At 66.6% G+C, this 18,025-nt stretch carries 20 protein-coding genes; 10 read left to right on the plus strand and 10 right to left on the minus strand.

All coding sequences use genetic code 11. From position 1 onward, the window contains the following. Window positions 1-139: 139 nt before the first annotated feature. The 4 genes from ACH34W_RS38480 to ACH34W_RS38495 form a co-directional block, all read right to left on the minus strand. Window positions 140-1,789, minus strand: a complete 1,650-nt coding sequence (locus ACH34W_RS38480; RefSeq protein ID WP_395966114.1) for an FAD-binding oxidoreductase — start codon at window positions 1,787-1,789, stop codon at window positions 140-142. A 177-nt stretch (window positions 1,790-1,966) separates the two neighbouring features. Further along, complete coding sequence (locus ACH34W_RS38485) at window positions 1,967-3,340, minus strand: alpha/beta fold hydrolase (protein WP_395966115.1); 1,374 nt, start codon at window positions 3,338-3,340, stop codon at window positions 1,967-1,969. Between the two features lie 11 nt (window positions 3,341-3,351). After that, window positions 3,352-3,705, minus strand: a complete 354-nt coding sequence (locus ACH34W_RS38490; RefSeq protein ID WP_395966116.1) for an ArsR/SmtB family transcription factor — start codon at window positions 3,703-3,705, stop codon at window positions 3,352-3,354. A gap of 198 nt (window positions 3,706-3,903) precedes the next feature. Then, the gene (locus ACH34W_RS38495) at window positions 3,904-4,899 is read right to left on the minus strand and encodes an ArsR/SmtB family transcription factor (protein ID WP_395966117.1); all 996 of its coding nucleotides are present in this window, start codon (window positions 4,897-4,899) and stop codon (window positions 3,904-3,906) included. A gap of 118 nt (window positions 4,900-5,017) precedes the next feature. On the opposite strand from ACH34W_RS38495, the gene ACH34W_RS38500 reads away from it, so the two are divergent. Together ACH34W_RS38500 and ACH34W_RS38505 are read left to right on the plus strand one after the other, a co-directional pair. Beyond that, complete coding sequence (locus tag ACH34W_RS38500; protein ID WP_395966118.1) at window positions 5,018-5,623, plus strand: TetR/AcrR family transcriptional regulator; 606 nt, start codon at window positions 5,018-5,020, stop codon at window positions 5,621-5,623. Between the two features lie 227 nt (window positions 5,624-5,850). Then, window positions 5,851-6,462, plus strand: coding sequence for a PadR family transcriptional regulator (locus ACH34W_RS38505; RefSeq protein ID WP_395966119.1), 612 nt, complete (start codon window positions 5,851-5,853; stop codon window positions 6,460-6,462). Window positions 6,463-6,488: 26 nt separating this feature from the next. Here ACH34W_RS38505 and ACH34W_RS38510 read toward each other — a convergent pair whose 3' ends face one another. Beyond that, entirely contained in the window at window positions 6,489-7,241 is a 753-nt protein-coding gene (locus ACH34W_RS38510; RefSeq protein ID WP_395966120.1) for an enoyl-CoA hydratase/isomerase family protein, read from the minus strand. A 93-nt stretch (window positions 7,242-7,334) separates the two neighbouring features. After that, a complete protein-coding gene (locus ACH34W_RS38515; RefSeq protein ID WP_395966121.1) occupies window positions 7,335-8,288 on the minus strand; it encodes a GlxA family transcriptional regulator in 954 nt (317 codons plus the stop codon). Window positions 8,289-8,358: 70 nt separating this feature from the next. On the opposite strand from ACH34W_RS38515, the gene ACH34W_RS38520 reads away from it, so the two are divergent. Continuing rightward, the gene (locus tag ACH34W_RS38520) at window positions 8,359-9,867 is read left to right on the plus strand and encodes a pyridoxal phosphate-dependent decarboxylase family protein (protein WP_395966122.1); all 1,509 of its coding nucleotides are present in this window, start codon (window positions 8,359-8,361) and stop codon (window positions 9,865-9,867) included. Window positions 9,868-10,426: 559 nt separating this feature from the next. Here ACH34W_RS38520 and ACH34W_RS38525 read toward each other — a convergent pair. Continuing rightward, a complete protein-coding gene (locus tag ACH34W_RS38525) occupies window positions 10,427-10,801 on the minus strand; it encodes a nuclear transport factor 2 family protein (protein WP_395966123.1) in 375 nt (124 codons plus the stop codon). A gap of 148 nt (window positions 10,802-10,949) precedes the next feature. On the opposite strand from ACH34W_RS38525, the gene ACH34W_RS38530 reads away from it, so the two are divergent. Next, window positions 10,950-11,750 carry a hypothetical protein gene (locus ACH34W_RS38530; protein WP_395966124.1) on the plus strand — a complete coding sequence of 267 codons (801 nt, stop codon included), beginning with the start codon at window positions 10,950-10,952 and terminating at the stop codon, window positions 11,748-11,750. Window positions 11,751-11,785: 35 nt separating this feature from the next. On the opposite strand, the gene ACH34W_RS38535 is transcribed toward ACH34W_RS38530, so the two are convergent. Beyond that, window positions 11,786-11,986, minus strand: a complete 201-nt coding sequence (locus ACH34W_RS38535; RefSeq protein ID WP_395966125.1) for a hypothetical protein — start codon at window positions 11,984-11,986, stop codon at window positions 11,786-11,788. Between the two features lie 494 nt (window positions 11,987-12,480). Here ACH34W_RS38535 and ACH34W_RS38540 point away from each other — a divergent pair, with 494 nt between their 5' ends. The 6 genes from ACH34W_RS38540 to ACH34W_RS38565 all read left to right on the plus strand — a co-directional run bounded on the left by ACH34W_RS38540 (window position 12,481) and on the right by ACH34W_RS38565 (window position 16,910). Then, window positions 12,481-13,866 (plus strand): hypothetical protein, encoded by a 1,386-nt coding sequence (locus ACH34W_RS38540; protein ID WP_395966126.1) that lies wholly within the window; start codon window positions 12,481-12,483, stop codon window positions 13,864-13,866. Between the two features lie 273 nt (window positions 13,867-14,139). Next, on the plus strand, window positions 14,140-14,487 hold the full coding sequence (locus ACH34W_RS38545) for a helix-turn-helix transcriptional regulator (RefSeq protein ID WP_395966127.1): 348 nt from the start codon (window positions 14,140-14,142) through the stop codon (window positions 14,485-14,487). Further along, window positions 14,484-14,927, plus strand: a complete 444-nt coding sequence (locus ACH34W_RS38550; RefSeq protein WP_395966128.1) for a hypothetical protein — start codon at window positions 14,484-14,486, stop codon at window positions 14,925-14,927. Before ACH34W_RS38545 ends, ACH34W_RS38550 begins: the two co-directional genes overlap by 4 nt. Beyond that, a complete protein-coding gene (locus tag ACH34W_RS38555) occupies window positions 14,924-16,123 on the plus strand; it encodes a M20 family metallopeptidase (protein ID WP_395966129.1) in 1,200 nt (399 codons plus the stop codon). Before ACH34W_RS38550 ends, ACH34W_RS38555 begins: the two co-directional genes overlap by 4 nt. Before the next feature lie 135 nt (window positions 16,124-16,258). Then, window positions 16,259-16,456 carry a hypothetical protein gene (locus tag ACH34W_RS38560; RefSeq protein ID WP_395966130.1) on the plus strand — a complete coding sequence of 66 codons (198 nt, stop codon included), beginning with the start codon at window positions 16,259-16,261 and terminating at the stop codon, window positions 16,454-16,456. Between the two features lie 76 nt (window positions 16,457-16,532). Then, window positions 16,533-16,910 (plus strand): hypothetical protein, encoded by a 378-nt coding sequence (locus tag ACH34W_RS38565; RefSeq protein ID WP_395966131.1) that lies wholly within the window; start codon window positions 16,533-16,535, stop codon window positions 16,908-16,910. On the opposite strand, the gene ACH34W_RS38570 is transcribed toward ACH34W_RS38565, so the two are convergent. Together ACH34W_RS38570 and ACH34W_RS38575 are read right to left on the minus strand one after the other, a co-directional pair. Further along, on the minus strand, window positions 16,877-17,389 hold the full coding sequence (locus tag ACH34W_RS38570; protein ID WP_395966132.1) for a GNAT family N-acetyltransferase: 513 nt from the start codon (window positions 17,387-17,389) through the stop codon (window positions 16,877-16,879). The genes ACH34W_RS38565 and ACH34W_RS38570 overlap by 34 nt on opposite strands. A 306-nt stretch (window positions 17,390-17,695) precedes the next feature. Beyond that, a complete protein-coding gene (locus ACH34W_RS38575; RefSeq protein ID WP_395966133.1) occupies window positions 17,696-18,004 on the minus strand; it encodes a hypothetical protein in 309 nt (102 codons plus the stop codon). Window positions 18,005-18,025: the final 21 nt, after the last annotated feature.

Genomic DNA, 18,025 nt, shown 5'->3' on the forward strand with positions numbered 1-18,025 from the left:
TCCAACGTGACCGGCACAACCCGCGGATGGAAGGCCGCATTGAACGCACTGTCACTGCACTACGGCGACCGCATCACCCTCAACTGACAACGATCACCGCCTCACCCACAAAATTCAGGACAGTCCCCAATGCTCGCGGTCATCGGGCTTTAGAGGGCCTTATGGAGAGGTCGTGGTGGAAGAGGTTGCGGGGGTCCCACTTGGCTTTGATCTGCTGAAGGCGGGCGTAGTTGTCCTTGAAGTAGAGGGCGTGCCAGGGGGCGCCGGTGTTCCAGGCGGGGTCGGCCAGGTCGGTGTCGGGGTAGTTGATGAACGCGCCGTCGCGGGGGACGCCGCCGGTGTCGGCGAACAGGTCGCGGTAGAGCTCCCGCAGCCAGGTGATGTGCCGGGTGTCGTCGGCGGGGTTCTCCCAGCCGTTGATGAAGAACATCTTCATGATCGTGTCGCGGTGCGGCGCCGCCGTCGCGTCGGGGTCCAGGGTGTTGACCTGGCCGCCGAACGTGTAGAGGCTCAGGCTGCCGCCCGGGTGGTCGTAGTCGGTACGGGTGAGATGGTGGTGCAGGACGTCGATCTGCCGGTCGGTCAGGCGGCGGCGCAGGTATCCCGACTTGACCTTCAGCCGGTAGGCGGGGCCGGGATCGCCGGGTGAGCCGGCCAGGGCGGCGGCGAGCCAGGCTTGGGTCTTCACCTGGCGGGTGGGGGTGACGGGGACACCGCGATTGATCGCCGCCAGGTGGTCGTCCAGGACCCGTTCGGATCCGGCCTCCACCTGGCCGATCATGCCGATCGTGCCGATCGGGCGGCGGTTGAGTTGGATCTCGCTGTAGAGCTTGGTGGACGGGGAGCCCGGGGCACTGTTGCGTTCCACCCAATCGCCGTGGTTACGCACGAGCTGGGCGAACGAGGCTTCGTTGAACTTGGACCAGTCCCACGAGATCGTGAAGCTCACCATGGAGGAGGGCGGCGCGGGCAGCAGGCGGGTGGGATCGTTGCCGAGCGCACCGGGCGTACGGAACCAGTAGCGGGTGACGACGCCGAAGTTGCCACCTCCGGCGCCGGTGTGCGCCCACCACAGGTCGCGATTCGGGTCCGATGGCTCGCGGGTGGCCACGACGCTGCGTGCCTTGCCTCCGCGGTCCACCACGACGACCTCGACCGCGTGGAGGTGATCGACGGCCAGGCCCATCGATCGCGACAGTGGGCCGAAGCCGCCGCCCAGGACATGCCCGCCGGCGCCCACTGTGGGACACCATCCAGCGGGGATCGTCACGCCCCACCCCAGGTAAAGCCTGCGGTACACATCCCCTAGCAAGGCGCCCGCCTCCACAGCGAACGCACGGCGTTGAGGGTCGTAGTAGACGGCGGTCATGGCGGAGGTGTCGACGACGACCTGCACGGCGGGGTCGGCGACGAAATTCTCGAAGCCATGGCCGCCGCTGCGGACGGTAACTCTTCTACCTGTGTCGACCGCTTCCTGGACGGCGCGGACGACGTGCTCGGTCGTGCCGACCACCCATACGTGCTCGGGGTTGCCGACGAACCGCCGGTTGTAGCCACGGGAGGCCAGGGACGGGTAACGCGGTTCCCCTCGTCCGACCTTGGCCGGACCGGGAGGCGGTGGCCAGGCCGCTACACCCGCAGTCGCCGCACCCGAAGCCGCCGCCGAGCCCGGGGCCGCCGAGCCCGGGGCCGCCTCAGCGGAACCAATCCCCAACGCGGGGACGGCGATGCCCGCCGCCGTTGCGGCCAGGCCACCCCGCAGAACGTTCCTTCTTGTGTGTTCAGACATCCAGGCTCCTCATTCAGGTGATTTCAACCTAGGAACGGAGCCGCGGACGGTCAGTGGGTCTGAACCCACCGACGGGGTAGGCACAACTCCCCCGCCACGTTCAAAAGCGGCGGGCCCAGCCAAGGTGAGTGGGCGGCTGGGCCCGAGTCGTGACGGCGGCAGGGATGACAGTGATCGTCAGCCGAGCAGGAACGTGCGTGCTTGTTCCGCGACCGGCTCCGGCGCCATCCAGAACGCGGAATGATCGTGGTCAGGCAGGGTCAGCACGGTGACGTTCGGCAGGATCGCGGCCAACGCGTTGGCGCCCTGGCGCATGAAGGCCTCACTGTTGCCGCCGACGGCCACCGCGATCGGCACGTCGATCGACCAGCGGTCGGTGGGCAGCGGCTTACCGTCCTGGAGCCCGCGGAAGATCTGGCCGTCGTAGGCATAGGTGTGGGCGTATTTGGCCATTTCGTCCCAGGAAGGGTCCTGCTTCATCGCCGGGATGTACTCGGCCGGGACACCGACCAGCTGGGTCATGAAGTACTCGACGGCCTCGCTGCGCTTGCCTGCCGCGACCAAGGCCTCCAGGTGTTCGAGGTAGTCGGCGGGTGCCGGAGGCCGGGAGTCATCGACGATGAACGGCGGCTCATAGAGATAAAGCCCTGTCACCTTTTCGCCCAGTGCGCTGGCCGCATCGAGGGCGAGCCCGCAGCCACCAGATCCGCCGGTCAGGGCCGCAGAGCCACCTGCGACATCGATCAGTGCGGCGATGTCGTCGATCTCGCGCGCCGGGTCGTAGGGCTGCGGGTCACCGCTGGCACCGCGGCCGCGACGGTCGAAGTTGATCACGGTGAAGTGTTCGGACAACGCCTTGGCCACGCCCGCGACTCCGGTGTGGTCCTCGGCGACAGTGCTGATCACGATGATCGCGGGGCCCGAACCGGTCTTCTCGTAGGCGATCGTCGTGCCGTCGGCGGAGGTGACGGTGGAAAGGGCGGACATGGTCGTTTCTCCTTCGGTTGATGGTGCACCGGTGTGATCGCTGGGCGGGGCGTCCAGCACGCCGCCGAGCCGGTCGAGAGCCTCGGCGTACCCTTCGGCCATCTGGAGCTCGACTGCCCGCCGCAGCGCCTGGCCGTCGGGAAAGCTCGCCGCGACTTCGACGGTGCAGCCGGTGCCGGCTGAGGCGAAGGTGACCGCGGTCGGGAAGGTGCCCGTGCCATCTGATTGCCACGTCTCGTCGGCGAATGTGTCGTCGTAGTGCAGCTCAGCGCGGGCAACGACCACCTTGTAGGTGGCAATGCTGCGGACCGGCGTGGCCGATCCGTCCACCGGCGCGAGCTGGAACCGCCAGCGTCCGCCCGGCCGCACGTCCATCTCGTACACGGTCGCGGCCCAGCCCCGCGGCCCCCACCAGCGACTGATCGCCTCGGCGTCGGTCCAAGCCCACCAAGCACGGTCGACGCCGGCGGCGTAGGTGCGGCTGATGAAGATGGTGTTGCTCGACTTGTCGATCACGATGCCGTCGGCAGCGTCTTCGGCGCCGTCGGCGGTGTCTTCGGGCATGCTCAAGCTCCTCACTGGCTCGCCTCGCCGGGTGCACGGTCGTCGTCTTCGAGGAAGGAGCCCAGGCGATCCATCCGCTCCGACCACAGGACGGCGAATCCCTGCACCCAGTCGCTCAGCTCGCGCATCGATTCGGGGTCCAGCCGGTAGATCCGCTGCTGGGCCCGTTTGGTCACCTCGACCACGCCCGCCTCGGCGAGCAGCCGCAGATGCCGGGACACCTGCGGCTGGCCCAGGCCCAGCGCGTCGACGATTCCACCCACCGGCTGCGGGCCGTTCCTGAGCAACTCGACGATCCGGAACCGGTTCGGCTCCGAGATCGCCGTCAGTTTCTGTTGCACGCTGTTGACCACGAGCTCGAACATACACGAGGGCGTATATACATACAAGTACATATATCGGCCCTGGGGTCCGCGCCTCGAAGGCCCCAGGGTCCGCGCCTCGAAGGGCCAGGTGTGCTGCGTCTTCGCTACCGGGTTGAGGCAGCCAGGAGCACGCGCCCATCCATCAGCCAGGAGCACGCGCCCATCGGGCTGTGAATGGCGATGCCCCGGGGCTGGTTGTTACCGCTTGGCGGGGGCGTTGATCAGCGATGCGCCGGCCGGCTGGAGGGAGTGCACGACGTGGCCTCCACGGCGGACGGTGGAGATGAGGCCGGCGTCGCGGAGCACGCCGGTGTGCTGGCTCGCCGAGGCGAGGGAGATCCCGGTGCGGCGGGCGAGCTCGGTGGTGGTGCAGCCGCCGTGGGCGGCCAGTGCGGTCAGGACCGTGGTGCGCGTCCGGCCGAGCAGTGCGGCCAGCGAACGTTTCGAGTCGCCTGGCGGAGACGGGTCGAGCCAGGCCAGGTCATGCTCGATGGGATAGGCGATGACCGGGGGAAGGCCTGCGTCGCGGAAGGTGAAGGGCCGCCCCCAGCAGAAGAAGGACGGAAGCAGGCGCACCCCGCGGCCGTCCAGGTGGATGTCACGATCCATGCCGTAGGGCAGCTCCAGCACCGGCGGGCTCCACTGTGCCCTTGGGTGCAGACCGGTCAGGACTGCCTCGATCCCCGCGTGCAGGAAGGTCTTGCCCCGGGTGGTGAGATCGGCGTGCACGCAGGTCCGGATGCGGTTCCAGAACGGGGCGAGCGCGTGAGCGTGATAGTCGCGCAGCGCTCGCCCGAGCCCGTGCAGCGCCCCCCGCGATCCGTCCGCCAGGTCGGCGACGGGACCGCACAGCGGTTGCTGGGCCGCCAGCGTGGTCAGATCGTCGCGGATGCGTCGTTGTGGCGTCGCCAGGACCAACTCCAGGCCCGTGCCCAGGTCGCCTGCCTGCCTTGCGGGAGTCAGGAAGTCCGGAGAGTAACCGACGGGTGGTGCAAGGTGCGGCAGCCATCGCGCCGACGCGGGCAGCGCTGCTCCCATCGCACCTCGGACGCGCCGTCGCCAGCCATCGAACACCATCCGCCCTTCGCCGTCAGCAAGCTTGTGCAGGCTGAGCAACAGCTCCCACATTGGTTGCGGGCCCGTGGCCAGCCGCGTCCGGGCCAGATCCTCCCCCGTGAAGTGAATGCGCAGCATTGGAGCAAACCCCTTCCCCCGAGCGGGTGCGCTGCCCGCCATGAGAACGTTCGTTCTCAGAGATGCAACGTAAGATTGAGAACGCTCGTTTTCAAGAAGATGTGGAAGATGGCCGGAGATGGACAACCCCGCCGAGACCGACCGCGTTCAAGTGCTGGACGCCGCTGATGCCCTGTTCTACGCCCATGGCATCCAGGCCGTGGGCATGGACCGCATCCGCGACGCCGCCCAAATTTCGCTCAAGCGCCTGTACCGTGCTTTTCCGTCCAAGGCCGCCCTGGTGGAGGCCTACCTGCGCCGCCGCGACGAGGGAGCGCGCGCCGCGCTGCGCGCCTACACCGCCGGCCGGCCCACCCCGCAAGCGAGCGTTCTCGCTGTCTTCGACTGGCTGTACGAGTGGTACCAGCAGCCGGAATTCCGGGGGTGTGCGTTCAACAATGCCTTTGGCGAACTGGGTGAGGACTCCCCATCGGTCGCCCAGGCGGTCAGCGACCACATGACCGCCCTTCGCGACCACCTGCGCGTCCTGACCGCCGAGATGCCCGCCTCCGAGGCCCTGTCCGCCCAGTTGCACATCCTGATCAGCGGCGCGACCGTCCTGGCCGCCGTCCACCACACCCCCGAGCCGGCCCGCCAGGCCCGCGACGCCGCCCAAGCGCTCCTGAACGCCATGGCCGAGGCCCCCGCCGCGCCACCACCGGATCACCCCACGCCGGTGCCTTGAGCACTTAGCCGGTAACGCCAATGGCCGGACGCCAGCCCGTGCCACTGGAAAGGCGGCAGCGAGCAGGTCCATTCCGGCTGCATCAACGACTCCGGCCCCTGTTCGGAGTCGTCGGTGGAGCTTCCCCTTGTGAACGTGCGGATCACAACCGGACACAGCCACCTCCCCTCGATACTCTGAATCGGAGTATCCCGATGGTACTCCGGACCGGAGTATCGTCAAGGGGCATGGCAGCTCGAGAACTCACCACCACCTCCTACGCGATCCTGTCGCTGCTGGGTGTGCGCCCCTGGACCACGTACGAGCTCAAGCAGCAGATGGACCGCAGCCTGCGATCGATGTGGCCGCGCGCGGCCAGCGTGCTGTACGAGGAGCCGAAGAAACTGGTGGAGCGCGGCCTGGCCCGAAGCCACGTCGAGTACACCGGACAGCGCAAGAGCACCGTGTACGAGATCACACCGCAGGGCCGGGAAGCCCTGCGGGCCTGGCTGGACAAGCCGGGCGGCGCCGGGCCTGTGCTGGAGTTCGAGGCCCTGGTGAAGGTGGCCTTCGCCGACCACGGTGACCTGGCGCAACTGCGCGCGACCCTGCGTGAGATCAGCGCCGATGCCGAAAGGCGGCTGGCCGCCACCGCCGACCGGATGGCTGAGTACGAGGCGACGAGCGGCCCCTACCCCGACCGGCTTCCGGTGATCGCGCTGACCGCCCGCCTGCTGCGCGAGCAGAACGAGCTGCTGCTGCGCTGGGCGCAGTGGGCGGAGGCCGAGGTCGCGACGTGGACGGGCGTCACCCAGGAGACAGGCGCGCGAGTGCCCCCGGACGCGTTCAGCGAGGGGTGAGCTCGGGACGAGCGCCGAGGGTGGGGTTAGGGGCGCTGGCGGGAGCCGACCGTGCGGTCCATGAAGGCCCGGATCCGGCCGTCGGTCGCCGCGGTCTGCCACAGACGTGCCGTCGTCGCCTCGGCGTCGAGGCGTTCGGTCGCGTCGCCGTGCAACTGCCGCTTGGTGTGCCGGAAGGCGTCGGCGGGGATGGCGCTGGCCAGCCGGTCGGCCACGGCCAGGGCACGTTCGAGCAGTTCCCCGGGCTCGGCCAGCTCATCGACCAGGCCGAACGCCAGCGCCTCGGCGGGCGTGCGGTTGCGGCCGTCCAGGATCACCCGCCGTGCGGCGACCGGTCCCAGCGCGTACTCCATGATCTCCAACGCCACAGCCGGGAACGGCACCCCCACATAAAGCTCGGGTACGCCGATCGTGCCCGTTCCGGCGGCCATGACGCGGTGGTCGCAGGCCGCGGCCAGAACGCAGCCGCCCGCGATCGCGTGGCCGTTGACCGCCGCGACCACGGGCTTGCCCGCGTCGAAGATCGCCTGGAACGCGCCGACCAGCGCAGGCAGGTATTCGGCTACGTAGTCGGCGCCACCTTTGACGATGCGTTCCAGATCGACCCCGGCCGAGAACGCACGACCCGAGCCGGTGAGCACGACGGCCCTGACCTCTCCGGTGTCCAGGTCGCGCAGCGTCGTCTCGATCGCCCGGCACAGTTCCAGGTCCAGGGCGTTGACCTTGCCGTGGGCCAGCCGTACGACCCCGATCCCATCGCTGACATCGACCTCGATCACAGCGCGCTCCTTCCATGCGGACGACCTTCACCGAGTACGCCGGCTTCCGAATCAGGCTCGGCGATAGGTGAGGGATACCACGCCGGCCTGCTGTCAGCCAGCGGAGAAGGCTTTGCGATAGGTGCTCGGGGGGACGCCGACCGTGCGGGTGAAGTGGTGGCGGAGGTTGGCGGGGCTGCCCAGTCCAGAACGTTCGGCGATCCGGTCGATCGGCAGGTTGGTGGTTTCCAGGAGTTCGCGGGCGTGCTCGATCCGGATGTTCCGCAGCCAGTTCATCGGCGTTGTGCCGGTCACGGTGTGGAAGCGGCGGATGAGGGTGCGCGTGGTGACATTGGCCTGTTGCGCGAGGGTCGAGATCGTCAGGGGCTGGTCCAGTCGTCGGCGTGCCCAGTCCAGCAAGGGCGCGAGTTGGTCCATGTCATCGACGGCGTTGCCCCCGTCGATGTACTGAGCTTGGCCTCCGGGCCGGTGCGCGGGCATGACCAGACGCTTCGCGAGGGCGTTCGCGATGGCGGCGCCATAGTCGTTGCGGACGATGTGCAAGCACAGATCGAGTCCGGCGGCGGTCCCCGCGCTGGTGAGGACGTCGCCGTCGTCGATGTAGAGGACGGACGGGTCGACGAGGACCTTGGGGTAGCGGTCGGCGAGCAGGTCGGCGTGCATCCAATGTGTGGTGGCCGGTCGCCCGTCGAGAATTCCGGCGGCTGCCAGCACGAACGCGCCGGAGCACAACGAGACGATGCGGGCCCCGTTGTCATGGGCGGCGCGGACTGCTGCGACGAGTTCGGGCGGCTGATCATCGTGGACGTCGTGGCAGGCAGGAATCACGACGGTGTCGGCCTCGACCAAAGCGTCCAGGCCATAGGCGGTCTCCGGGGTGAAGCCGGCGGCGGTGCGGGGTCGTTCACCGGCCGGGACGCACACCCGGAAGTCGTACCAGGAGTCGGTGAGATCCGGGCGCCGGTAGCCGAACACCTCACACGGGATGGCGAGCTCGAAGATCGGCACCCCGTTGGTGACGGCGACGGCGAGAGTACGAGGAGCCATGTCACTATTTTAGCGATCGTAGTCGGTCCTGCCACTTGGGTGTCCGGTGCCAGGCCGCGAGCATGGCCGCATGAACGATGACGCATATGACAAGGGCACAGTCGCGATCACCGAACGGGACTTCCCGTTGGGCCGGGATTCGTTCGACCCGGCTTCAGAGCCGACGGCATGGCTGTGGCAGCGGGTCCTGGAGGTTCTCGGCGCCGAACGGAAGCAGATCTCCGCGCGCCCCGTGAGCGCACCGGTGGACCTCGGCAGGTTGAGATCCGCAGTCGGTTCGTACGACTTCGACGAACCGGCCAAGCCCGGTGTCGTGATCGACGAGCTCGTGGCGCTGTTGCGCGAGTCCACCGTGCACACGACCCACCCCCGGTATTTCGGCTTGTTCAACCCGACGCCGACGCTGCTGGGCGTTGTCGGTGAGACCCTGGCCGCCGCGTTCAACCCGCAGTTGGCGGCGTGGTCGCACGCGCCGGCGGCGGTGGAGATCGAAATGCACCTCCTACGCTTCCTCGGCGGGCGCATGGGATATCCGGCGGACGAGGTGGCCGGGTCGTTCACGAGCGGCGGCGCGGAGGCGAACCTCACCGCCGTACTGCTGGCGTTGACCAGGATGTGGCCGGAGTACGGCACGGCCGGGCTGAGAGCGCTGCCCGGCCGGCCTGTGCTGTACGCGTCGGCGGAAAGCCACCTGGCCTGGCTGAAGATCGCGCACGCCACCGGCATCGGGCGGGACGCGGTACGGCTCGTACCGGTCGATGCCGGGCTGCGCATGGATCTCGAACACCTGAGAGCGCAACTGGACGCGGATCGCGACGCCGGTGACGAACCGTTCATGGTGGTCGGCACGGCCGGCACCACGGGGGCCGGTGTCATCGACCCGCTGCCTGAGCTCGCCGAACTGTGCAGGGAGTTCGGCATTCGGTTTCATGTCGACGCCGCGTACGGCGGTGCGGCCGTCGTGTCGGACCGGCTGCGGGGAGCGTTGACCGGGATCGAACAGGCCCACTCCATCACCGTGGACGCGCACAAATGGCTGAGCGTGCCGATGGGAGCCGGCGCCCTGCTGTGCACTGACGGCGAGGGACTGGCGGAGACCTTCCGAGTCTCCACCTCGTACATGCCGGCCGACATCCCCGACACCGTCGACCCGTACACCACCAGCCAGCAATGGTCGCGCCGGTTCATGGGTCTGAAACTCTTCCTCAGCCTCGCCGTCGCGGGGCGCTCCGGTTACGCCGAGCAATTGGAACGCGATGCCGAGCTGGCCGACTTCCTCCGCCGCCGCCTTGTGGACTCCGGCTGGCGGATCGCCAACGACACCCCGCTCCCCGTGGTCTGCTTCGCCGACCCCGAAGCCGACGCCCTCTCGACCAGCGAGTCGTGGGCGCACCACACAGCGCTCGCGCAATCCGTCGTGCAGAGCGGACGCGCCTGGATCAGCCCCGTACGCCTGAACGGGCACGCGGCGCTGCGCGCCTGCGTCATCAGCCACCGCACCACACCCGAGGACATCGACGAACTGGTGAACGCCGTGAACGAAGCGCAGCGAGCAGCACGCCCGCCGGCCGCACGCTGATCGGTCGCGGAACTGTAGTCGATCGTCGCGGACGAACTCGTCCAGCAGTTGATCTGTCGGGCCGACTCTGGGTTTTCTGCCGAGCCGTGTTCTGACAGCATGCTCTCCATGATGCGACGCCGAAGGGACGATGCCGCGTAGACGGCCTCGCGTCCTGAGAGTGGACTATCGGCCGGGCCGGACCTGCCCCCGGTGTGGCCGTAGGCAGGACTACTCCGATCACTACGACGCAGCGCTGTGCACCTGGTGCAATCAGTGGAGCGAGGGCATTAGCGGCGATGATGCCTGCAGGTTCTGCCAGGGTCGGCCTGAGCGGCCGAGTCTGGCTTGGGAACTCGCTCGAAAAGATCCCGCCATCCGCAGGGCAGCTCGCCGCGCTTCTCGCCCGATCCGCAACGAAAGACGCCAAGGATCGACTGGCAGCCCCGCCCTCCACCACATGGAGCAACCTCTCACTTCGCCCCGAACGTCACCAATGCGTAGATGACGAGCTGAGAGCAGCACCGCCTACGCGCAAATGGCAGGGCCGCAGGCCCACTGGCAGGAGCTTCGTCACGGCCTAGTGGCCGTCGGGCTGGTCCGGGGCGAACGGCCACTCCTCGAACTCGGCACAGCGGCCGTCGGCGTCGAAACGCAGGATCCATAGGTCGCGCCAGCGCGAGAGGTCGTTCTGGTAGGCGACCTCGATCCGCACCACCGCCGTGTCGCCGTCGACGGCCACGACCTCGCTCGTCATCGTGAACGGCTCGTCGGGGCCGTCGCGCTCGGCGGACCACCACGGGCCGAGCCGGGACAGGCCCACGATCGGGCGCGCCCAGGGCGATGGCAGGTACGACACCTCCGGCGTGAACAGCTCGGCGAGCGGCTCCGTGCCGGGCGTTCGCCACGCTCGCTCGTACCCGGCGACCCACCTTTCGACGGCATCTCTCTCCATGCCCGCCATGCTCCCAGCCGCCGGTCCCGGCGTGTGTGACGGCCTCGCCGAAACCGCCGGACCCTGCCACTCCTTTCCCAATAGATGTACGCCTCGTCGAGAATCGACATCGCCGGAACCAACGGAACGTTTGTTGCATCTGAGGTTCATGGGGCGAGCTCTGCATTTCCTTTTTCGGGACTGGAGTCCCGCAGCGGTCTTCGCCCGGGCGGTCCTCCAAACCACGGGCACGGCCACGCTGTTGATCACGGGCTCGTGGATGCTGGCCGAAATGTCTCCTGCGGGTCTCATTGCCTGGCCCATCGTCATCATCGCGAACCTGCTCGTTTTCGTCCTCCTGCCACGCATAGGTATGCCTTCGCCGGTTGTGATGTTGGCATTTGTGGCATTGGTAGGTCAGGCAGGGCTCATCCTGTTCTCGACCGTGACCCTGAACGAGGAGTTCAAGCAGCGTGCGCTGCTCCAGCGCGGAATCACCTCCGAATGCGTGGTGAGCAACGAGCCGTTCTGGAAAAACAAGGCCTGGAGGCATGAGCTTCGCTGCACTGACGGAAGCGTTCTTGATTACAGAACCAAAGACGCCGCTCCTTTCCCACGAGGTCAGCATCTGCAGATGCGCTACGACCCAGAGGAACTCATCGAGCCGACGCTGATGGAAGAGTTCGAAGCCGTAAAGACGAGAGGACTTGCAGAAGTCCTTCTGATAATCAGTGGCGCGACCATCGTGCTGACAGGGCTGATCTGGATACTCGGCTGGATGCTCGCCGAGGCCCGGCTAGAACCACGGGTATGGGTGGAGCGCTTGAGAAAGAAGTTCCCCGTGTGGGAGATCAGTCATGAGAACGGACAGTGGAGCGCCACGATCCCCACCGGCAGCTCCATCACGGCGACAAGCCTCCAGGACCTCGAACGGCGCCTCACCGAGCGCTCACACCCCTACCGACGCTGAGGCGATTTGCGCAGGATGACCATCACGCACCACGGTCACTTCCTAGGGCCGGCCTCGAATACGACCCATTCGTAGGTTCCGTCAGCCGACTTGAGAAGGATCTCGCCGCCGCCCGCGTGGTGGGCTTGCAGAAACAGCCACACCCGAATGGCCACGTCGATTACCTCGGATCGGTTCAGGCGCAGCCGGGATGCCTCCCGCTCCAGTCCGCGCACCGCATCAGCGCTCAGGGACACGGTCGCCGCCGCTCTCCCCGCTTTCACAACTCCACATCCACTCGCTTGCGCCCGTCCACCTTGTGCAGCGCCGCCCGCAACTCTTCAGGCGTGTCGGCCTCGCAGCACGACGCGTCGTGTCGCACCTGCTCTCCACTTCCAGGACCCCGTGTCGCCCACCAACGCCCGCTATCGCTCGCCCGGATGATGGACCAGCCTGGAAACTCCGCCCGAAGCGCCGCCTTGGCCTCCGCTACATTCATCGTCAGCCGGACTCCTATCCGGTCAGGCCCCGAAGCCACCTGGTGTTACCGCATCAGGCCGGGGCCGCTTGCCGTCTACGGGCGGGACGCGCACCGTTCCGGTTGGGAAACCGTTGCTGCGGGCACCGGTGCGCATCCCGCTATTTCCAATGAATCCATGTCGCGTGGCGCAAAGGCAGGGGAGAATGGCGGAGAAGCCCCGGAGATCATTTCTTCTCCGGGTTCTCCGGGCGATCGCGAGGTGGCAGCTCAATGACGAACGAGTCGCGCCCGGAATGGGCCGTTCGCATCCAGATTGAACGTGAAGTCCGGAAATGGTCAAAGTACGAGATGGCCCGGCAGCTCATGAAGGCTGCTGACCTGCAACAAGGCGAGGTGGACAATCTCGCCCGCCAGATCCGCGATCATGAGAAGGGCCGCCACTTCCCCCGCGAGTGGGCCCCGGCCTACGCTGCCGCATTCACCCTCACCGAAGCCGAGATCTTCGGCGAACCCGAGCAGCAATCCGGTTCCGTTGATCAGCGGATTTCCGATCGATCTTCCCAAGCTGTCCTGAGAGACCCGTCAGCCGTTAACGTGGATGGAGCGGGCACACTCGACGATTGGGACGACATGGAGCGTCGGCGAATGCTGCTGACTGCACTCGGCCTCGGCACGCTGGCTGCAACCGGGGAGCCGATCCGCCAGTTGCTCGCCCAAACCCTTCAGAGCGAGCAGCGCACCATCGAGGACTGGCACCTGACGTATGCCGATCACTGGCACAGCCTCGGTAGGCATTCACCCGTTCAGGTTCGCGACAATCTGATCATTGACCTGGTCGCGCTACAGCATCAGGTGCAGACCGCTGACGCTCGCGACCTCCCCGAACTGGACCGCATTGTGGCAGCACTTTCTGCGGTGCACGCAAACGTTCTCACTCGTCTCGGCGAGGATGGAGCGGCTGTCCGCTGGTGGCGGACCGCCAAAGCCGCTGCCGACCGGTCAGGAGATCTGGACCTCCGTCTAATGGTTCGCGCCGACGAAGCGGGTTGTGGCCTCTACGGTCAGCGCGACCTGACGACGGTCATACGTCTCATCGACTCTGCCCAGAACATTGCGGGCGACACTCCCCGTAGCGGCCTGGTGATGTCGGTCTGCCATCGAGCGAAGGCGCTAGCTCTCATGGGGAACGCCCGGGAAGCTCACCACACCCTCACGGAGCTCTTGGACCTCGCCTCCGCGCAGTCCCCCACAGCCCAGTTCGGCTTCAGACACTCGATCGTCGTAAGTTCGATTCACTTCGCCAGGAGTTGGGTGTACGCCCACACGGGCGATGAGCCGGCCGCAGACGACGCCCGCAGCCATGTCCTGAGCACACCGGGGCTTGACTATCAGTACGCGACCAACGTCCGTCTCCACGAAGCACAATGCGCCGTCGAGAACGGTGGCATCGACGCCGGCATGCAGCGAGCCTCTGACATCCTCGCCGACCTGACCCCAATCCAGCAGAGTCACGTGATCACCGAGACCGGAAAAGCCGTACTCCGCACCGTGCCGCTCGACCAACAGGATCGCCCCGCCGTGCGGCAGTTCCGCGAAGTACTCGCGAGCACCGCCCCCAAGCTCGCGCTCACTCCTGGCATCTCATCGGCCGTGTGACCCTCGGCCGCATCCGCCGCTCCGTGAGTGATCGCACGACTTGGCGATCAGACCGCCGTGTGCCCGCCAAGCACCCACCCGGTAGCGCCTTTCCCGCCGCTCGCCTTTCGGTGACGGTCGCGGCTTCAGAGCCGCGAAAGTAGATGGCCCCGCCACCGTCAGGGCCGGTCCCGTTTGTGGTGCCTGAACTCTTCCTCATCGGTGGGAGGCCCATCCTGTTTTCGGCCATGCATCATCGAAGAGCGACCCGTCCAGCTCCGGGAGGTGATCGATATGTCCCGCCGCACCAGTCGGCTCGATGGCGAACTCTCGCCTCTGCGGCAGGCGCGGTTGGCTCGGAACTGGACGTTGGAGGAATTGGTCGAGGAGATCGATTTGCGCTCGCCCGGTGGTCACTCTGGGGTGACACCGAGCATGGTGAGCGGCTGGGAGCTGGGTCGGCACACCACGAGCATCGGGCACCGCAGGACGCTGTGCGAGATCTACGAGCAGCCGCCCGACGTGCTGTTCGCCCACCAGGACCATGCCCTGCCCGTGCGGGCGGCCCCAACGATCTTGGCGGGCTTCCTGAGCTGCAGCGTGCGTTGCTGGCGACCGTCCGTGGTGCCCGGGAATGCTTGATCGTCGTGGGATCCCGATCCCGGGACGCCGAGTACCTTGCGGCGATCGAGGCCGTACTGGTGCAGCAGCCCTCCTTGGTCCACTACCGGGTGTTGTTCGGTCCGCCGCACCACCAAGTCCTGAAGGACCATCTGATCAGGCTCTTGCAGGTGCGCGATCCGCACGACCGAAGCCAGGGCATGAAGACTCTTCACCTCGGCCTGATCGATGGCATGACGTCGCCTGAGCGGTTCTTCTGCGCGAGCGAGAAGGCCGCGGTTGTGCCGATACCGTCGCTGACCTCTCACGAGGCGTTCGACTCTGGCGTCATGCTGGGCGTGATGGAAGCCGCACGTCTGCTCGACCACGGTCGACAGGCATATGCGGCGGCTCGCAGGATCGAGACGATCCCGGAAGTCGACGTTCTGGAAGTCGTACGGAATCGAGGCGTGCATACATGACCGACGATCGCGAGTTCAGCGACCTGCTCAAGCTCGCCGATAAAGATCACGCCAGCGTGACGGAACTGACCCGCGATTTGGTGCGCATCCCTAGCCGCGGCGGCATCGACTTCTATGAACCGGTCCTCGATCGGATGGAGGCCTGGCTCGCCGAAAACGGTCTGCCATGCCGTCGGCTGACCGGGCCGGGTGACATGACAGTCGCCTTGGTGAGCGAAGTGGACGGCGCCAGCCCTGGCCCGCGATACGTGTTGGACGCGTGCCTGGACACGGCTTCTTTTGGAGACGAGAACGGTTGGACTCACCCACCGACATCCGGCGAGATTGTCGATGGATGGATGTACGGCCGGGGCAGCGCCGATTCCAAGGTCGGTGCGGCGATCTTCGCTCACCTTATGGTGCGGCTTCAGTCGATCACGCATGGCAGTGTCGTCTTGTTGTACGACCTTGATGAGCACACGGGTGGGTTCGGCGGCGCCAAGGTCTACTTCGAGGGACCGGACGCGCCTGATCGGGTCGATGGTGTCATGATCGGCTATCCCGGGATCGAGCACGTGGTGGTCGGCGGACGGGGAGTTCTGAGGGCACGGGTTCACGTTCACGGCGTGGCGGGACATTCGGGAGGCAGCAAGAGCACTCCGAACGCGATCGCCAAGGCCGCCACCTTGGTTCATGAGCTGCATTCTGTTCAGTTGCCGAGCGCGGTCGAGTCTGGTTTTCCGTTGCCGGGGAAGCTGACGGTCACCGCCATCAGCGCTGGCGAGGGCTACTCCGTCGTTCCGGATCTGTGCACGTTCAACGTCGACATTCGCCTGACCCCGGCATTCGACGACACCTCGGCAGCCGAGCTGCTGCGATCCGTCGCAGGTGACGTGGACGGACGGTGGCCTGGGACCCGCCCCACCGAGGTAGAGATCTCCACCCGATGGCCTCCGTACGCGCTCGCGGTTGATTCACCGCTGCGCACCGCGCTCTTGGGCGCCGCCGCGGAGGCGGGATTGAGCACCTCCGCGAAGATCGCTGGTCCGTCCAACATCGGAAACTACCTCGCCGGGCTGGGCATCCCGGCCACCGCCGGATTCGGGGTCGACTACGTCGGCCTGCACGGCACCGACGAACGCATCCGGCTGGAGACCGTGCCGCGGATCCAAGCGGCCTATCACCAAGCTTTGCTCACGCTGTTGCGGCCAGCTTGACCTGCCCCGATGCACCTAGCGTCGACAACAGGTCGACAATCGGGCAGCAGCGAGCAGCCATCCGGTGACCTGGTCGCCGCGAAACCGCCGGGCGACGCTTCAAGGGACGAATCGCATCACGCCCAGGAGGACCTAGTGATCGTCCCTCTCGCGGTCGACACCGCGATCCTGACGGATTTCCAGCCGCCTGCAGTTCCCCCCGTAACAGCGATTGATGCGCTGTTCGCAGGGCAAGCGCGCTACAGCGTCCTGACCGCCGCGCAGGCACACGAGACCAAGAAGAGCTCTGGCTCGTCCGACGGCGCCCACACTTACGACACGCTCAAGACCTGAGCTCCGGCCACAGCGGTGGATGCCTGGCCAGTGCAGCAGCGCTGACCAGGCATCCCGTTCTTAACGAGGAGAAGCCGTGCTTGCCTTGCGCCTCACGTCGTACGCCTCGACTCAGTGGTCATGGACCGGGCCGGCTTACGTCACCTGCGACCGCACCAGTGAGATCAACCCGATCCGGCACCCGATGGTCGAACAACTCGCCGCGACTGACGGGTCGCGCAGCACGCTCATCGTTCGCGAGCGCATCTCAGGCCGGGCAACTTGCGCACCTGAGCCGCGCACCGTCACCCCAACGGACTACGACCAAATCATCGTGGCGGCCAGCCAATGGCCGGCCGACCACGTGCTGGTTGAGACTGCGCCTGGGCTTCCGATCCGGGTCACGGCCGGTGCCGCCCGCACCACACCGCTCTATCTGGCTCACGGGCAGGGCGTCCTGCGGGCGAGCAGATAGAGCCGGTTCTTTTTCCATTGAGCCTCACGGACCAGGGTGAAACCCTGGCTCCGGTTGTAGGCCACCAGCCCTGGCCACAAACAGTCCCGCCGGACCCACGGAATGCCTTGGTCCATGGCTCGATCCACGGCCCACCACGCCATGAGGGTTCCTGGTTTCAAGTGCCGATGCGCAGGGTCAGTCACCGTCGTCGTGAGGTAGAAGGCGTCCTCGGAACGCTCTTTCTCCGTCCAACCCCATGGCGGAGCCTGACGTTGAACCGTCATGCGCCCTACAACTTCCGAGCCATCCAGATCCAGGATCCAAACATCTTGGCCCAGGTTGTCGCACTGAGACACCAGGTCATCGACGCTCGCGCGCCAGCTTGGAATCCCCCGCTCTTCCATCCACGCACAACGCGCCAGGAGCAACTTCTCGACAGCGGCTCGATCGGCGGAGGTCGCTGGTCGCATCGCGAACATGTGCACATTCTCCGCCACCGATCACATCCGCCGCTGGCAGAACGCACCCGGGAGGAACTTGACGCGGCTCTCCGCTCCAACGTCCGGCCGCCTGCCGCCGATCTGGACGAGCCCCCGCGATGAGGGCGAGCACGACGCAGTCAAACGGCGGCTGGCTTCACCGCTGGTCATGCCCAGGTCAGGGCCAATCTCGTTCAGGGCGGTCTCGATAGAAAGCATCAAGGCCCCTGATGGTGGTCGTGATCTTTCCAGGCCGTTCCATCAGGAGCCTCGCTGCCAACGATCCGGCCGCGCGATATGCGGTCGGCGGGATCGGGATGGGATTCAGTAGGTGATGCACGCCTTGGGTGCGCGGTGCTTGTCCGTGGTCGGCCAGAATTCAAAGGCGACCGACGGCATCGGGGCCACCGAGCACCACTTCTGCTTTCCCTTGCGGTTGGGCTTGTAGAGAACTACATCGCACCAGGTCCTACCGGTACACATTTTTTGCTTCATGCCGAGGGCCCCGCCATTCTTTGTGCCACTGACGTATACCGTCATCGTGGTCTTCTTGGTGCATTCGACGTAGGCGCGAGGCTTGATCTTCGATCCCGAATTTACGCTGGTGTAGGTTCGGCACTTCACTTTGCGCATTGGTCGATCTTGTTGCGCCGG

Origin of the sequence: Actinomadura sp. 6N118, assembly GCF_044326415.1 — a bacterium.
In the GTDB taxonomy this organism is placed as follows: Bacteria; Actinomycetota; Actinomycetes; order Streptosporangiales; family Streptosporangiaceae; genus Spirillospora.

Coding starts and splice junctions, on each gene's coding strand:
- ACH34W_RS38540 (WP_395966126.1), top strand. CDS start 12,481: ATGACGAACGAGTCGCGCCCGGAATGGGCCGTTCGCATCCAGATTGAA.
- ACH34W_RS38480 (WP_395966114.1), bottom strand. CDS start 1,789: ATGTCTGAACACACAAGAAGGAACGTTCTGCGGGGTGGCCTGGCCGCA.
- ACH34W_RS38505 (WP_395966119.1), top strand. CDS start 5,851: ATGGCAGCTCGAGAACTCACCACCACCTCCTACGCGATCCTGTCGCTG.
- ACH34W_RS38530 (WP_395966124.1), top strand. CDS start 10,950: ATGGGGCGAGCTCTGCATTTCCTTTTTCGGGACTGGAGTCCCGCAGCG.
- ACH34W_RS38495 (WP_395966117.1), bottom strand. CDS start 4,899: ATGCTGCGCATTCACTTCACGGGGGAGGATCTGGCCCGGACGCGGCTG.
- ACH34W_RS38545 (WP_395966127.1), top strand. CDS start 14,140: ATGTCCCGCCGCACCAGTCGGCTCGATGGCGAACTCTCGCCTCTGCGG.
- ACH34W_RS38515 (WP_395966121.1), bottom strand. CDS start 8,288: ATGGCTCCTCGTACTCTCGCCGTCGCCGTCACCAACGGGGTGCCGATC.
- ACH34W_RS38555 (WP_395966129.1), top strand. CDS start 14,924: ATGACCGACGATCGCGAGTTCAGCGACCTGCTCAAGCTCGCCGATAAA.
- ACH34W_RS38575 (WP_395966133.1), bottom strand. CDS start 18,004: ATGCGCAAAGTGAAGTGCCGAACCTACACCAGCGTAAATTCGGGATCG.
- ACH34W_RS38520 (WP_395966122.1), top strand. CDS start 8,359: ATGAACGATGACGCATATGACAAGGGCACAGTCGCGATCACCGAACGG.
- ACH34W_RS38525 (WP_395966123.1), bottom strand. CDS start 10,801: ATGGAGAGAGATGCCGTCGAAAGGTGGGTCGCCGGGTACGAGCGAGCG.
- ACH34W_RS38500 (WP_395966118.1), top strand. CDS start 5,018: ATGGACAACCCCGCCGAGACCGACCGCGTTCAAGTGCTGGACGCCGCT.
- ACH34W_RS38485 (WP_395966115.1), bottom strand. CDS start 3,340: ATGCCCGAAGACACCGCCGACGGCGCCGAAGACGCTGCCGACGGCATC.
- ACH34W_RS38490 (WP_395966116.1), bottom strand. CDS start 3,705: ATGTTCGAGCTCGTGGTCAACAGCGTGCAACAGAAACTGACGGCGATC.